This is a genomic window from Paraeggerthella sp. Marseille-Q4926 (assembly GCF_916618935.1).
Classification (GTDB): domain Bacteria; phylum Actinomycetota; class Coriobacteriia; order Coriobacteriales; family Eggerthellaceae; genus Paraeggerthella; species Paraeggerthella hominis.
Window position 1 is genome coordinate 549,571 of record NZ_CAKAKF010000001.1, and the last position, 14,390, is coordinate 563,960.

Genomic DNA, 14,390 nt, shown 5'->3' on the forward strand with positions numbered 1-14,390 from the left:
AGGGCCGCATCGAAAACGATGCGGCCCTTGTGCATGCAGAAGCGTTCCGTACGGCCCGCATGCGGTTCGCGTGCGGGCCGTGCTGCTTCATCGGTTGGCTCGGCGTGCCTCGATGAACTCCTCGCCCCGAAGAAGCTCCACTTCCAGGAGGTCTCCTTCCTCCCAGCCTGCTTCGCCGATGGGGGATACGCGTTGCGCGTTCGACGTCATGCAGGCGGCCAGCTCGCCCGCTTTGAAGTTGAGAAAGCGGGCCGTGTAGCCCTCGCCGTCGCGCTCCACCTGCACGCGCGCGATGTTCGCCATCTTCGGGATGCTCGACTTCGCTGCATCGGCGCGCGCCTGCACCGTGGGATGACGATGCAGGGGGATGTCCAGCATGCGCGCGATTACGGCTTGCAGGCACCATTCGGATCCGAAGTAGGCCGCCATAGTCGGCCCGGGCAGGTTGACGACCGGCTTTTCGTCCACCACGGCCATCATGAGCGGGCGTCCCGGAACGGCAGCGATATAGTGATGCACCACGCGTCCCCGCCGCTTGATCAGGCGGGCGTTGAAGTCCTCCTCGCCAAGCGCGGAACCGCCGTTGATCACCACCAGGTCGGCAGTCGAGAGCGCTTCCTCGAACGCCCGCTCAAGGTCGGCGGGATCGTCGTGCACGAGAGGGAACAGCACGGGTTCCGCTCCGTACTCGATCAGCAGGTGCTTGCACATGAGGCTGTTCGCGTCGACGTTCTGCCCGCGGTACGGCTTGATGCCGGCGGGCACGAGCTCGCTGCCCGTGGGAATGAAGGCGACGCGCGGCTTGGCGCGCACGGGCACCATGGCAACGCCTCCCATGGCAAGCGCGGCCAGATCGGTGGGGCGGACGATGGTTCCTGCGTTCATGAGCGCATCTCCTGCGCGCAGCGTCGATCCTGCGGGTCGTACGCCCGAACCGGGCTCGACGAGCACGTCCTTGTCGAGTATCACCGATCCGTCTTCCTGGATAGCCGCTTTCTCAATCATCACCACGGCGTCGAACTCGTCGGGGAAATCGTCGCCGGTATCGGCGCGCGCGTAATCGACGCCGAGCTTCCAGCTGCTCGTGTCGGGCAGTCCGTTCGCGAACGCGGCAGACTTCACCGCGATGCCGTCGAACGAGGACGCGCGCACCACCGGCAGGGTGTTCGCGGACGTCAGGTCGCGCGCCAGCACGCGGCCTACCGCATGGTCGAGCGTTACGTATTCGGTGCGCCGCACCGGCTCCCATGCGGCGAAGAAATCGTCCAGAGCCTCTTCCTTCGAGGGGAATCCATCGAGTATCTTTTCTCCCATGCGCCTCTCCTTGTCCGGTTTCCCTTGTGCGTCAGGAGAGCCCGGCGTACCGGGCTCTCCTGCGGTTCTTCTATACGAGCGCGGCTGCTATGCCTTAGGCTGCGCGTGCGCTGCGATCTGATCGAACTCGGCCTTGCTCAAATCGTAGCCGTAAAACGTCTTGAAGTAGCCCGACACCGTTTCGTACAGATCGTTGTCGTACTTGTCAGGATAGAGCAGGCGGGGAAGCCACTGCATGCCCAGCACCTGGTTGACCGTAGGCGGGTTGTTCAGCCAGTTCCACGGCGTACTGGGCACCTCGTAGTAGGATCCGTTCTTGACGGCCGTCAGCTCTGCAAACGCGGCATCGGAACCTACGGAGTCGTAGATGCTTCCTCCTGCGAACAGGATCAGCTGCGGATCCCACAGAGCCAGCTGCTCCATGCTGATCTCGACGCCCGCGCCGCTGCCGGATACCTTGCCCAGGTCGGCCACGTTGTTGGCAACCAGATCGACCACCTGTCCCTGATAGGAGTTCTTCGCGATGGTGTTCGTCCCCTTGCCACCCAAAAGGTAGGCAACGTTGACGCGATCGGACTCGGGGATGGTGCTCATGACGGACACGGTTTCGTCGTAGGCTGCCTTGCAGTAGTCGGACAGCTCCTTGCCGCGGTCCTGCATGCCCAGAAGGTCGCCGAGCATTTCATAGGCTTTGCCGTAGTCGCTCATCTTGGTTTCGATGACCACCACGGGGATGCCCAGCTGCTGCTGCAGCGTGTCCAGGTCTTCCTTGATGCCGTCTTTGAGCTCGCCGGTATCGATGAGGATTTGGGCCCCGGAGGCGGCGACGGCCTCTTTGTTGAGGTCGCCCTTTGCGCCGAACGCCGCTCCCGTTACGGGCAGGTTCGCATAGTCCGCTCCCAGATACTTCGCCTGATCCGCGGTAAGCTCGGTCGAGATCGACACCAGCTTGTCGGGGGCCATTGTGAGCAGCACCTGTGTTGCGGTGTGGCCGGCCGGCGCAATGCGGTCGATTTGCGCCGGCACCTCGACCGTGCGCCCCGCCGAATCGGTGAACGTGCGGGTCTCGTTTTGCGCGGGCTGATCCTGCTTCGCGCCTTCGTCCGCGCTCGGCGCTTGCTGGGCGCAGCCGCTTGCGACGAACGCCAAGCCAAGACATAGCACGCATGCGATCAGCAAGCGCGCGGTCCAGGGCGCTTTCTTCGTTTTCGTAGTCCCTCCCATGGGAGCCTTCCTTTCCATTGCTTCTTGAGCCTACCGTTCTATCTCGCGTACCGGCACGCAAACGCGCACCTTGTCGCCGTATAGGGAGTTGACCTCCACGTCCACGTGGTAGATGGCGCTTACCAGCTCCTTCGTGATGACCTCTTTGGGGTCGCCGAAGGCGTGCACGCGGCCCTCGTTGATGACGAGGGTGCGGTCGGAGTAGAGAAAAGCCTGGTCAGGCTGATGGGTTGATTGCACGATGCTCATGCCTTCGCGAGCAAGCTGACGTACGGTGGACAGCACGCGCACCGTGTTGCCGTAGTCCAGCGCGCTGGTGGGCTCGTCCATGACGATGGTGCGCGCATTCTGGGCGATGGCGCGCGCGATAAGGACCAGCTGCTTCTCGCCGCCGGATATCTGCGTGTAGGGGCGGTGTCCCAAATGCGCCACGCCCACGCGCTCGAGCGCTTCCCAGGCGCGGTCCGTATGCTGGCGTTTCGGCGTTCCGAACAGCCCGACGTCGCCTCCAGCGCTCATGAGCACCACGTCGAGCACGTCGTAATCGTACGTGGACGAGTGCGACTGCGGGATGTAGGCCACCTCGCGCGCCCGTTCGCGAATGGGGAGGTCGCGCAGGTTCTTTCCATTCACGGTGATCTCGCCTGTCCAGGCGGCGTTCAGGCACAGGATGCAGCGAAACAACGTGGATTTCCCTACGCCGTTGGGTCCCAGCACGTTCACCAGCATGTTGTCGGGGATGGAGAAGCTGACGTTGTGCAGCACCTCGCGGCTTCCGTAGGAAAAGCTCAGGTTCTTGACGTCGATGCTCATAGCTTCTGCTTCTTCCGGGTGATGAGGTACAAGAAGAACGGCGCGCCTACGAATGCGGTCAGTATGCCGATGGGTATCTCCGCGGTTGCGACCAGCCGGGCGATGTCGTCCACTATCAGCATGAAGCTGGCGCCCATGAGCATGCTCGCCGGCAGCAGTTTGCGGTAGTCGCAGCCGATGACCATGCGGGAAAGGTGGGGGATGACCAGGCCGACCCATCCGATCATGCCCGATACGGCTACGCTGGAGGCGGTGATCAGGGTTGCCGCCAGGATGACGATGAGCCGTGTTCGACGCGCGTTCACGCCCATGGTGGAAGCTTCGTCGTCGCCCATGGTCAGCACATTGATGCGCCAGCGCAGGGCGAACAGCGCTCCCAGCCCGACTGCCATGGGGATGGCCGCCAGGGCCATGTCGCTCCACTTGGCTCCAGTCAGGCTGCCCATGAGCCAGTACGTGATGGCGGCAAGCTGGTTGTTGGGATCGGCTATCAGCTTGGTGAACGAGACGCCCGCTGAAAACAGCGAGCTGACCATCACGCCCGCCAGCACCACGATGAGCAGGTGATTCCCTCGGGCTCGCGTGCCGATGAGCAGCACCAGCATCACGGCTGCGATAGAGAACAGGAAGGCGGAGGCGGAAACGCCGAACGCGCCCATGCCCAGCAGAATGGCGCACGCCGCTCCGAACGCCGCGCCTTGCGACGCTCCTAGTATGTCGGGCGATACGAGCGGGTTCTGAAACGTTCCCTGGTAGGCTGCGCCCGCTGTGGCGAGGCTGCATCCCACCATGACGGCCAGCACTATGCGCGGCAGGCGCACTTGGAAGAAGAGCGTTTCCTGCTGCGGGGTCCAGAACGGATCCACGGGAAAGGCTAAGTTGGCTAGCATTCCCACTGCTTCTACCGGCGTGATGGGATAGCGACCCAGCATGAGCGAAGCGAGCGCGCTTGCTATGAGCAGGATGCCGAGCGCGAGCAAGAGGGCGTTGGCGCGACGCGCGTTTCTTCGGGATGCGCAGCGGGCGGCGCGCATCCCGAGATCAAGGTCACGGCTGCTGTTCGCCTCTTTGCCAGGCGCGGTCGCCTTCGATGCGTCGGGCGGGTCGTTGAGCTCTCGTGTCTTCATAGTCCCCCAATGAAGAATAATATTGTTTCTCAAATATATACTAGAAAGAGAATATAATCAAACAAATATAAATGGTGCCGAAGCTGGCGCGCGGGCTGCCTGAAGCGGGTTGGGGGTCGGTAGCGGAGGGTCGGCGGGGCGCGGGTCGTGCGGGAGGGCGGTCCGTGCTGCGTCCGGAGCGGGTGGGGGTTGCGCGAGCGGGCGGCCGAGTGGTTGGTCGAGCGGGCGAAACGGGCGGGGGCGGCCCGACGAGCGATCGGTCCGCGTGGGCGAAACGGGTGGGCCGCCGACCGGCACGGGGGCCGGATGATGCTGCCGGCCCGCTTCGCGCCCCGATTTCTCCTTCAGCAGAAAATTATGCGATCCGTGGTAGGTTTTGACGGTTTGGGGTCGTTGGGTTGGCTGATCGATCTTGCTTGTATGTGGGTCTATTGCGTTTCCGCAGGTGAGCGAGGTGACGTGAAGCTAAGTGTGCAAACCCGCACGCCCAGCACCTGTCAGGACGACCTCAAACCGTCAAAACCTACCACGGATCGCGGTTTTTCTTGCGCGCCGTCTTCGTGCGCGACGGGCGCAGCGCTTGCTCGCGCGCTCGTCCAGGGCAAGCCCGCACCGCGCTGCCCTCGCGTGCGGCGGACGGCGTGCTTGAGGGTTGCCCCACGGTGCGCGAGGTGGGATCTTGCTACGCGAGCTCCCGCGTGATCGACGTCATTTGGAGCGCTTCGCCGAAGAACTGCCCGGCTCCGCTTTTCACGGCGAAGCGGGCTTTCTCGGGATCGGCTACGACGCTGCCGGCCAGCATGTCGACGCCGCGGTCGAACAGCTGCGTCGACATGACCACGCTCGGGCCCACCATGACGGTGGTCGCGCTCTTCGCCAGGTCCAGCAAGCGGGGCGCGGTCTTGTTGATGATGGTCACGCCCGTTACGAACGCGTAATCGGCCAGGGGGACGACGTATTCGCAGGCGGGGTCGGGCGTGTCGAGCGGCTGCGAGCAGTTTCTTTCGAGCACCGTCAGATTGGCGTATTCGGCAATGCGGTCGACGTGGGAAAAGTGCCCGACCACCACGACGTTGGCGTTGCCTTGCGCCGCGATGCGCGGTCGGTACAGCTCGAACGCGTCTTTGCTTCGCACGGTTCCGTCCGGACGCTAGACGGGCTCGTCGTAGACGGCTCCCAGCGGATCGAGCAGGCGCTTCTGCGCGTAGTAGGCGTTGAGAGCCGCCACCCCAAGCGTGGCTTCCTCGAAGCACCATGACTTCGCAAGCTGGGCCATCGCGCGAAGCGAGCATCCGCGCAAATCGTTCTTGGCCTGGCGCCTCGCTCCGCCTTTGCAGGTGAAGCTCACGCCCATGCCGCAGTCGGCCTCCACGTACGACCAGTGCGTTCCCAAACAGTAATCGCGCACGGCAAGATCTTCGGGGATCCCTTCGATCAGCAAGTCGTAGAATTGCCACGGGGATCGGTTTTCCAGCGTGCCGGAGGAATCGCCCGTCTCCGCTTCGCGTGCGTTCGAGCAGGTGCTGTTCTCGGAGCGTTCCATACGGCTCTCCTTGTTCGCAGGTTTTCGTGTCGAAGCGCCTTTGCGTGCAGCGCGTCGTTTATATTGTACCTATTGGCGTATAATACACCGTTGAGAAGAATCAAGGAAGGGGAGCCGACCATGCTGTTCCTGCTAACAGGCGACGTGCAGATAGGGAAGACCCGCTGGCTGGAGGCTGCGGTGAAAGGACTTGTCGCCCAGGACGTTGCGGTGGAGGGCGTCTTGGCCCCTGGCGTCTGGCGAGGGAGCGAAGCCGGAAAAGCCGCCGGTTGTTCTGCGGCGGTGGGAGCCGAAACTCTGGAAAAGATCGGTATCGACAACGTCTTGCTTCCGGACGGCGAGCGGGTTTCCTTTGCCCGGCGGCGCGATCTGGCTTTGGCCGAAGGAACGTTTCGCGAAGAAAGCCAGAGCGCTCGCGCGAAGCTTGCCTGGGAGATATCGGACGATGCCCTTGCGCAGGTGAACGCTCATTTCGATAGGCTGAAAGCTGCTGATCCGCCGCACAGCCCAGGTTTGCTGGTAGTGGACGAGCTGGGGCAGTTGGAGCTGCTGCGCGGCGGCGGGCTGACGTCGGCCATGGACGTGCTTTCGCAGGGCCCTTCGGCCCGAAGCGCTCACGCCCTCGTGGTGGTGCGGGCGTGGCTGCTCGAAGCTGCTGCCGAACGGTTCGGCGATGTTTGGGGCGGTGCGAAGATGCTCGCTCCCGACGGCGAGGCTCGTTCGACCTTGCGTTCGGCATTCGATCTTGTTTGAGCAAACGATACCAAGTATCATCAAAATCGACCGATCGGTATTAGACGAGACAGGACCGCGGGCAGGCGCATCGCGGCGGGAAGGTGCCATCATGATCGATAAATCGGCCTTTCATAGCTTGAGCTATGGGCTCTACATCGTTGGCGCGCAGCATGAGGGAAAGCGCTTCGGATGCGTTGCGAACACGTTTCAGCAGGTGACGTCTTCCCCTATGCAGGTGAGCGTGACGTTGAACAAGGAAAACGCTACGACCGAAGCCGTGCTCGAGTCCGGTCGTTTCACGGCAACGTGCTTGTCCCAGGAGGCGACGATGGAGCTTATCGGCACCTTCGGCTTCCATTCGAGCGCCGATGTGGACAAGTTCGCTTCGTGCGAGACGGCCGAAGACGCGGCGGGCGTTCCCTACGTGGCCGAACAGTGCGTTTCGCGCTTCTCGGCGCGCGTCGTGCAGATCGTCAACCTGGGCACGCATATCCTATTTGTGGGCGAGGTGGAGGAAGCGGAGAAAACCTGCGCGGGCGATCCGATGACGTATGCCTATTATCATCTGGTCAAGGGCGGGAAAACGCCACCGAAGGCATCGAGTTACCTGGGCGAGGAGCCTGCTGCTGCGCCCGGTGAAGGCGACGCGAAGCCGAAGTTCGCTTGGCGATGCACGGTGTGCGGCCACATGGAGTACCTTGACGAGCTGCCGGAAGATTACGTGTGTCCCGTGTGCGGCGTGGGCCGGGACATGTTCGAACGGGTCGCCGTGTAGATCGAGGGATGCGGGGCGAGGCGAGGGCGGGTTTGCTCCGCCTCGCCCGCACTGCTCGTTTCCCCTACGCGTTGCAGCTGGATGCGGGGCAGCGGGCCTCGCATCCAGGGCATGCGTCGTCCGTCCCTTTCAGCTCCTTGGCAAGCAGCGCGGATTCCTTGCAGGCTTGCGCGATCAGCATCGAAAGGCCCCGGTACAGGTTGCTGTTCGATTTTTCCAGGATCAGGTCGCGCCAACCTTCCACCCAGGAGTTCGGGTGCTCTTCCAGAAAATCATATTGGTCGGACATCGCCCGCTCGAATCCTTCTTCGTTGCCGGCGTCGAGGCTTTCCTTTGCGATGCGCGCCAGATGCGCCGCAAACAGCAGCTCGGAGGCAAGATGGTCGTCCGGTTCGTGCTGAAAGCCCTCTACCTCCAGGTTGTATGCTCGGTACGCTGCTCGCACTTGCAGCGTTCGCTCCTGAAACACCATGCGCTCGCGGCTGAAGTGCACCGATTCCCAAAGGGGGGCGGCTACCTTTTGGGCGCCCACGAACAGGCGCGTGTAGTCGACGCGGACGGCTTCGAAGTCGCTGTCGGAAAAGGGCGTCGCGCAGGCGTCCGTCCAGGCGAGGAGCAGATCCTGCGGCTGCCTTGCCCGTGCGCCGTCTACGAAGGGTATGGACTCGAACAGGCGCTCTTCGACGACGCGGGCGAAAAGATCGCGATCCGGCATGCCGTATAGCAGTCTTCCGAGCAGCGTGAGCAGGGCTTCTTCTTCTGCGAGCCTTGATCGGATGGCATCGGTGTCCATGTCGTCTCCTATCGAATCGTCGACGCAAGGGGCTTCGGGCGATCCGCAGCCCCTTGCGCGTTGGGATTATTGTTCAAGCGAGAGAGGCCGCCCTGCGCCCTCTTCGAACACGGCGTCCTTGTGCGTGGTAATCGCCACGTTGGGAAGCGTTTCCGACGAAGGGGGCAGCGGTTGCACGTCGGCAACCTTGCCGTAGGTGCTGCGGAGCTCTTCGATCTCGCCTATTGCCAGGGCGCGCTGCGGGCAGATTCCCACGCATGCAGGCTCTTCGCCAAGGGCGAGCAGATCTTCGCACAGATCGCACTTGCGCGATTTCTTTTCAGCTTCGACCAGCTGGCATGCGCCGTACGGGCAGGCTGCATTGCAGGTGCCGCACCCGATGCACTTCTCGGGATCGATGGTGACGATGCCCGTGTCCGCGTCCTTCGAGATGGCCCCTTGCGGGCATTTGGCGAAGCAAGCGGGGGAGTCGCAGTGCCCGCACGAGAACGATACCGAGTACGAGAACACGCCTTGCGGGGTGAAGCAGTTCAGCGCCTCGTCTTTCTCCCATGTTCCGCCGCACATCATCCGCACGCGGCGAAGCCGAGCGCCCACGTCGAGGTTGTTCTTGTCCTTGCAAGCGAGTTCGCAGGCCTTGCAGCCGGTGCACGAAGCGCTGTCGATGTAAAAGCCCATTTGAGACATGATTAGTCCTCCTTAAACACTTCGCGCGGTTCCCAGGTGTAATCGGGGGCGAGCGGCGTTCCCGTCCATTTCTCGACCTTCACGATGCAGCTGTTCCATGCCTGATGGCCGTATCCTACGCAGTTGGGGCCGTTCAGCACGTTAACGCTGCCGGCCATGTCGATGCCGGTCTCCTCGTCGATCTCCACCCACGAGCCTTGGCCGAGGCCCAGCACTCCGGGCATCATGATCTCGGTGACCAGCAGCGGGCGCAGGCTCTTGCCCCACTTCGAGGTGATGAGCACCGTCTGGCCCGTTTCGCACCCGATGTCCGCGGCGTCGAGCGGATTCATGTACAGCGGGTGGTCGAACGCCTCGCGCAGATTGGGGACGTCGGCGAACGAGGAATGCGAATGGCGCGGAATGTGCAGGCTGACCAGCTGATAGGGGTATTCGCCCTTCACTTTGCCAGCCCAATCGGAAAACGTCTCCTCGTATCCTTCGATGCCGGGTTCGTATTTGGCGATGGGCGGGATTTCGGTCCATCCGCATGCCTTTACGCGCGCGGCGGCGTTCGGCGAGCAGATCTCGAGCTTGCCCGTTTTCGTGGTGGCTATGGGATTCGCTTCGGGATCCTTGCGGAAGGCTTCCAGCACCACGTAATCCAGACCGTCTCCTTCGGAGCGCTCCACCGTGTAGATGCCGTCGCGCTTGAAGTCGAGGATGGGCACGCGACCTTCTTGGGGCTTGCCTTCCACGCCGAGTTCTTTCAGGTCGTCTTCCGTGACGCTGACCAGGTTCTCTACGCCGCTTCCGTCCTTTTTGGTTGCGGTTGCGGCGGCAACCCAATCGAAGACCTGCTGCTTGAGCTCGAGCGGGCGCACTTGCTTCGGATCGACGCCGATGTGCTCTGACAGCTCTGCGGCAATGTCCACGTCGCTTTTGGCTTCGAACAAAGGCTCGCATACTTGGCTCGTCCACAGTACTTGCTCGCGATACGCTGCGGTGAAGTCTCCGTAGCGCTCCCATTGGGTGGTGACGGGCAAGACGATGTCCGCGTAGCGGCAAGCCGTGGTCATCACGATGTTCTGGGCTACGACGCAGTCCATTTTGCGGTAGGCTTCAATGGCCAGCATGGTCCCCGGTGCCTGGTTGATGATGTTCTCGTGCGTATCGTAGATCATATGCACGTTGCAGGGGCGCTTCTTGCCCAGGCCGGTGGTGAACTCGCCGGACAGAATGCCCGTCCATGCCTCGTTGATGTTGATGCGGTAATACGGCTCTTCGGGCAGCTTGTACATGCCGTTGGGCACGCCGTACTCGATGGAGTCTCCGCCGAGGGGGTTCCAGATGGGCGCGATGTTTCCCGACGTGGTCCATGAGGGCTCGCCGAGTATGGTGCCGCCCTGCAGCAAGGTCAGGTAGCCGCCCTGCAACCAGGAGTGGCCGGCGTCGGATCCGGTGCAGCAGCCCGGCTTGCCGATGCAGCCGGCCATGGCTCCAAGCGTCATGATGGCCTGGGGCCACGTGGTCCCGTTGGTGGTGCGCGACGGCGCGGGAGACATGATGATGGACACGCGCTCGGTCTGCGCGATCTGCAAAGCCAGATCGGTGATCACGGCGGGGCTTACGCCGCAGATCTCCGCTGCCCATTCGGGCGTTTTCGGCGTATTGTCGTAGGTGCCCAGCACATAGTCTTTGAAGTTGTCCTCGGGCGCCGCTCCTTCGGGCATGTGGTCCGCGTCGAATCCGACGGTGCAGCGGTTCAGGAAATCCCAATCGATGAGCGGCTTTGCAGCGGGGTCGTCGTGGGTCAGCAGCACGTAGGCCATGGCGATGGCAAGCGCCGTGTCGGTGCCCGGTCGCACGCCGACGAACTGGTCGGCAACGGCTTGGGCGGTGGCGTGGCGGAAGATGTCTATACAGATGAACTTCGTTCCCGCAGCTTTGCATTGCATGTAGTCGTAGGTGGGAAGACCGGTGCGGCTCCAGGCGGGGTTCGATCCCCACAGTACGATGATCTGGGCTTTTCGCAAGTCCATGCGATCGTTCGTATCTTCGGCCAGGCCGTATATCTTGGCCATCGACCCCCACGCGCCCGAAGAGCAGGCGCCCCAGTGCTCCAGGTACCCTCCGTGCAGCGCCAGCATGCGCCCGATATCCCAGTTCCCGAACAGCGAGGCCACGTAGCCCGGCACGAATATCGCATCGTGTCCGTACGCGGAGGTGATGCGCTTGATCTCGCCGGCGATCAGCTGATACGCTTCATCCCAGCTGATGCGCTCCCAGTCGTCCTTGCCGCGCAGCGCCCCGTTGGCGTTGTCGCCGCCACCGGGCTGCCAGCTTTTGCGCTTCATGGGGTACTTGATGCGATCGGCGCCGAATACCATGCCGCGCAAAGCCCGTCCGCGGGCGCACGACCTGAGCTGCGGGCAGTCGGGGGAGTCCGCGTGGGTTTTGTCCGTTCCCATGCGGACGCAGTCGCCGTCCTGCACGAACACCTTGTTGAAGCCTTTGCTGCCGCAGTCCGCCCAGCAGTTGCAGGGGATCCAGGTTCCTTCCGATGCCCCCTTCGCCGCTTCTCCTTCCGGCTTTTGGTTGAATCCTGCGCAGCCGGTCGTGCCGAGCGCGGCGGTTCCCGCTACGGCGACGCCCGTCCATTTGAGCAGGTTTCGACGGGTGATGCTCGATCTTGCTTCCGCCGTTTCGTGCGTCGATGCTCCCATGTTCCCTCCTATCGTCGTGCGGCCGCCCCCTTGCTGCGGCCGCTCCAACCCCTTGCAGGGTTCGCGAAGATCATAGGGACGACGGTGCTGCGGTGCCAATGGCCGAAGGCTCTGTATTGCAGAACGGGTCGGAATGGAAGCATGCGAGCCGAATTCGGCTTGTTTTGCGGTTTCGATTATTCTCGAAACGGATGGTCGTATTAGCAAATCAACGAAATCGGAAATAAGGAGCCCGCTTGCGGGGCATCGCTCGCGTCGATGCTAGAATGGAGCGCGAGGGGAGGGAGTTTCGGCTCTTGGAGCCGGAGTGCCGCCATGCAGTATTTCGACAGACAGATCGGGCAGGACGACCTTGCGCGGCTCATCGCCGACCTCGCTTCCGTGCGTGCGGAAAAGGACAAGGTCAACCGAAAGAAGCGCTCGGGGGCGCCCTACGAGCCCAAGTTGCTGTGCCCGCGCAACTTCGTTTTGAGCAGCGAGACGGCTGCGGTTGTCGCTCGCGCGGAGATCGCGGTGGCGAAGTCCGACTGTCTGGTCGAGGGGTCGGCCTATCCGCTGCGGCGCTTGCTGTCGCGCGTGGAGGGCGTGGCTTCGGTGCGCACTAACGGCGTGAAGCCGAGCTACCGGGCGTGCTGCTATCTGGACCTTGGCTCCTGGACGCATGCGCCGGCGGGTTCTGCCCGGCTTGTCAAGAACGCAGCCCGCATGCATGCGGGCTGCACGTCGGCTCAACTTGATGCTTCGTACGCCGCTCATTTGGTGGAGGGCGCAGTGAACTTCATACTTTCCGACGTTTCTCAAGACGGCGATATAACGGCCGCGCATCTGGAGGCTTTGTACCGCGGCATCAGCGAAGGGTCGTATTGGGAGAAGGAAGCCGGCCTTCGTTCATGGGATTATAATCATCGGCGCAGCCCCGACGTGGATCTTGACATGTATCGGCCTCCGACCGCGGCGCAGCTTCCTCGGTTCATGAAGGACCTCGTGCAGTTTTGCAACCGCAATTCGTATTCGCCTATAGCGCGCTCGGCCATCGCCCATTACCAGCTTGAGGCGACCAAGGCGTTCATGGCGGGATCCGACCAGATCGGTCGTATTCTGGCTATCCTGATCTGGCGCAAGGCGGGGCTTATCGAGCATTACATGCCCCCGTTCTCCATCACGCCGGCCATGACCACCATGCGCCATACAAGAAGGCTCGAACCGTATCTGACCGAGCATGATTTCGTGGATGCGGGCGAACTGCTTGCCGTGGACGAATGGGTGTACCACTGCGCGCGAGCCTGCGAGCTTTCCGTGCGCATCGCGAAGGTGTGCTGTCGAGAGGCGTCCGCTTTGACCGACTCATGGACTGCGCAGGTCAAGGGAAACGGGATAGAGTTGCGCAAGTGCGTGCGGAAGCTGATGAACGAGCTGATAGGAAGCCCGGTCGTCAGCATCCCCTTTGCAGCCGAGTTGATCGGAAGCAGCTTTTCCACCGCCGCGCGCGCTGTTTCCGATTTGGTGGAGGCGGGCGTTTTGCGTCAGATGGGAGGCGGCGGGCGCAACCGCGTGTTCGAGGCAGCCGAGGCGATCGCGCTGTTCACGCGGATAGAAGGCGCCTTTTTGCCCGAAACGCCGCTGTCGCGCGAATTCTTGATCGAGCAAAGCAAGGGAACGATCGCGTAGCCGGCAAGGCGGGGGCGGCAGGACGCTGCCTTGGCTTCCTGCCTTGCCTTGCCGGCTACGCTTCGGCCCCTTATTTGTTCCAGGCGAGGAACGCCCAGGTGACGGTGCGCGGCTGGCGCAGGCGCAGACGTCCTTGCGCAACGCCCTTCTTGTCGGGCTGCCCGGCGTGCTCGTTGTCCACGAGGTTGTCTTTCGCCCATGCGCGCAGCTTTTCGAGCGCGTTTTCGCGCACATCGTCGTCGACCAGGCCCGTTGCCGCGTCGTTCACCATGCGCGCGAACGCCTCGTAGGCGTCTTCGCGAGAGTCGAAGGTGTCCTCGCGGGCGCTTTCGATGTAGGACAGCTCGGGCTTGAGGCCCTCGTTCGCCAGGATGTTGAAGGCGTACAGGTAGTCGTGCCCCCTTACCTGGTCAAGGCCTATGTCGGCCAGCAGGCGCTCGTCGGTGCGCGGAGAGGCCCCGGTTGACAGCGTGATGCAGACGCGTCGGCGCGCCACGTCGGTCAAGCGCAGCAGCGAGTCGCGCAAGTCTGCGGTGGCGATGGACCGAGAAGCTACGGCAACGTCGGTCATGCCGGGACGCACGCCGAAGCTGGCCCAATCGTCCTCCCAGCTCATGCGCTTGGGAAACACCGTTCGCACGCCCAGCTCCGCAAGCTCTTCCCCCATGCGGTCGAGCATGCCCTGCGAGAAGTCGGCGGCTACCACCTTGTGCCCCGCCTTTCCCAGTGGAATGCAGAGCGCGCCCGTGCCGCATCCCATGTCGAACACCGTCTCGCCCGGTTGCACGTCCGCCAGTTCCAGAAATCGTTCGACGTAGGGGTTCGGCGCGTCCTTCGTGGAGAAGGTGGACGCGCGCTTGTCCCAGTACGAGGCATCGTCCACGCGGCGGCGCAGCTTCTGCAGCGCCTTCCATTCTTCGTTCCAATCGTGCGTGGTAAGCAGGGGGACGAACGGTTCCATGGCATGCCTTTCGCGTGAAGGGCCGCTTGCCCAGCGGGTGCGCAG

At 62.9% G+C, this 14,390-nt stretch carries 13 protein-coding genes; 3 read left to right on the forward strand and 10 right to left on the reverse strand.

What is annotated here, in order from left to right; genetic code table 11:
* Positions 1-87 precede the first annotated feature (87 nt).
* From LG373_RS02265 to LG373_RS02290, 6 genes are all read right to left on the reverse strand, one after another.
* Entirely contained in the window at positions 88-1,314 is a 1,227-nt protein-coding gene (locus LG373_RS02265) for a molybdopterin molybdotransferase MoeA (RefSeq protein ID WP_225748861.1), read from the reverse strand.
* Positions 1,315-1,401: 87 nt separating this feature from the next.
* Entirely contained in the window at positions 1,402-2,538 is a 1,137-nt protein-coding gene (locus LG373_RS02270; RefSeq protein WP_216529793.1) for an ABC transporter substrate-binding protein, read from the reverse strand.
* Between the two features lie 30 nt (positions 2,539-2,568).
* Complete coding sequence (locus LG373_RS02275) at positions 2,569-3,351, reverse strand: ABC transporter ATP-binding protein (protein WP_216529794.1); 783 nt, start codon at positions 3,349-3,351, stop codon at positions 2,569-2,571.
* On the reverse strand, positions 3,348-4,478 hold the full coding sequence (locus tag LG373_RS02280) for an iron ABC transporter permease (protein ID WP_225748862.1): 1,131 nt from the start codon (positions 4,476-4,478) through the stop codon (positions 3,348-3,350). The genes LG373_RS02275 and LG373_RS02280 overlap by 4 nt, the downstream gene beginning before the upstream one ends.
* Positions 4,479-5,160: 682 nt before the next feature.
* Positions 5,161-5,613, reverse strand: coding sequence for a Rossmann-like domain-containing protein (locus tag LG373_RS02285; RefSeq protein ID WP_225748863.1), 453 nt, complete (start codon positions 5,611-5,613; stop codon positions 5,161-5,163).
* Between the two features lie 15 nt (positions 5,614-5,628).
* Entirely contained in the window at positions 5,629-6,021 is a 393-nt protein-coding gene (locus tag LG373_RS02290) for a DUF4213 domain-containing protein (RefSeq protein WP_225748864.1), read from the reverse strand.
* A 120-nt stretch (positions 6,022-6,141) separates the two neighbouring features.
* Here LG373_RS02290 and LG373_RS02295 point away from each other — a divergent pair, with 120 nt between their 5' ends.
* Complete coding sequence (locus tag LG373_RS02295; RefSeq protein WP_225748865.1) at positions 6,142-6,774, forward strand: hypothetical protein; 633 nt, start codon at positions 6,142-6,144, stop codon at positions 6,772-6,774.
* A 91-nt stretch (positions 6,775-6,865) separates the two neighbouring features.
* The gene (locus LG373_RS02300; protein ID WP_225748866.1) at positions 6,866-7,531 is read left to right on the forward strand and encodes a flavin reductase; all 666 of its coding nucleotides are present in this window, start codon (positions 6,866-6,868) and stop codon (positions 7,529-7,531) included.
* A gap of 64 nt (positions 7,532-7,595) precedes the next feature.
* On the opposite strand, the gene LG373_RS02305 is transcribed toward LG373_RS02300, so the two are convergent.
* The 3 genes from LG373_RS02305 to LG373_RS02315 all read right to left on the reverse strand — a co-directional run bounded on the left by LG373_RS02305 (position 7,596) and on the right by LG373_RS02315 (position 11,716).
* The gene (locus LG373_RS02305) at positions 7,596-8,324 is read right to left on the reverse strand and encodes a molecular chaperone (protein WP_225748867.1); all 729 of its coding nucleotides are present in this window, start codon (positions 8,322-8,324) and stop codon (positions 7,596-7,598) included.
* A gap of 66 nt (positions 8,325-8,390) precedes the next feature.
* Positions 8,391-9,011 carry a 4Fe-4S dicluster domain-containing protein gene (locus LG373_RS02310; protein WP_225748868.1) on the reverse strand — a complete coding sequence of 207 codons (621 nt, stop codon included), beginning with the start codon at positions 9,009-9,011 and terminating at the stop codon, positions 8,391-8,393.
* Positions 9,012-9,013: 2 nt separating this feature from the next.
* Positions 9,014-11,716, reverse strand: coding sequence for a molybdopterin-dependent oxidoreductase (locus tag LG373_RS02315; RefSeq protein ID WP_114567923.1), 2,703 nt, complete (start codon positions 11,714-11,716; stop codon positions 9,014-9,016).
* A 315-nt stretch (positions 11,717-12,031) separates the two neighbouring features.
* Between LG373_RS02315 and LG373_RS02320 the strand changes: the two genes are divergently transcribed.
* On the forward strand, positions 12,032-13,384 hold the full coding sequence (locus LG373_RS02320) for a Fic family protein (RefSeq protein WP_216529798.1): 1,353 nt from the start codon (positions 12,032-12,034) through the stop codon (positions 13,382-13,384).
* A gap of 70 nt (positions 13,385-13,454) precedes the next feature.
* Here the strand turns inward: LG373_RS02320 and LG373_RS02325 are convergent, their stop codons facing one another.
* Entirely contained in the window at positions 13,455-14,345 is an 891-nt protein-coding gene (locus tag LG373_RS02325; RefSeq protein WP_216529799.1) for a class I SAM-dependent methyltransferase, read from the reverse strand.
* Between the last annotated feature and the right edge of the window lie 45 nt (positions 14,346-14,390).

Bases quoted from the DNA above. Each gene is read 5' to 3' on its own strand.
- LG373_RS02320 (WP_216529798.1), top strand. From the start codon at position 12,032: ATGCAGTATTTCGACAGACAGATCGGGCAGGACGACCTTGCGCGGCTC.
- LG373_RS02315 (WP_114567923.1), bottom strand. From the start codon at position 11,716: ATGGGAGCATCGACGCACGAAACGGCGGAAGCAAGATCGAGCATCACC.
- LG373_RS02290 (WP_225748864.1), bottom strand. From the start codon at position 6,021: ATGGAACGCTCCGAGAACAGCACCTGCTCGAACGCACGCGAAGCGGAG.
- LG373_RS02300 (WP_225748866.1), top strand. From the start codon at position 6,866: ATGATCGATAAATCGGCCTTTCATAGCTTGAGCTATGGGCTCTACATC.
- LG373_RS02310 (WP_225748868.1), bottom strand. From the start codon at position 9,011: ATGTCTCAAATGGGCTTTTACATCGACAGCGCTTCGTGCACCGGCTGC.
- LG373_RS02325 (WP_216529799.1), bottom strand. From the start codon at position 14,345: ATGGAACCGTTCGTCCCCCTGCTTACCACGCACGATTGGAACGAAGAA.
- LG373_RS02275 (WP_216529794.1), bottom strand. From the start codon at position 3,351: ATGAGCATCGACGTCAAGAACCTGAGCTTTTCCTACGGAAGCCGCGAG.
- LG373_RS02265 (WP_225748861.1), bottom strand. From the start codon at position 1,314: ATGGGAGAAAAGATACTCGATGGATTCCCCTCGAAGGAAGAGGCTCTG.
- LG373_RS02280 (WP_225748862.1), bottom strand. From the start codon at position 4,478: ATGAAGACACGAGAGCTCAACGACCCGCCCGACGCATCGAAGGCGACC.
- LG373_RS02295 (WP_225748865.1), top strand. From the start codon at position 6,142: ATGCTGTTCCTGCTAACAGGCGACGTGCAGATAGGGAAGACCCGCTGG.
- LG373_RS02305 (WP_225748867.1), bottom strand. From the start codon at position 8,324: ATGGACACCGATGCCATCCGATCAAGGCTCGCAGAAGAAGAAGCCCTG.
- LG373_RS02270 (WP_216529793.1), bottom strand. From the start codon at position 2,538: ATGGGAGGGACTACGAAAACGAAGAAAGCGCCCTGGACCGCGCGCTTG.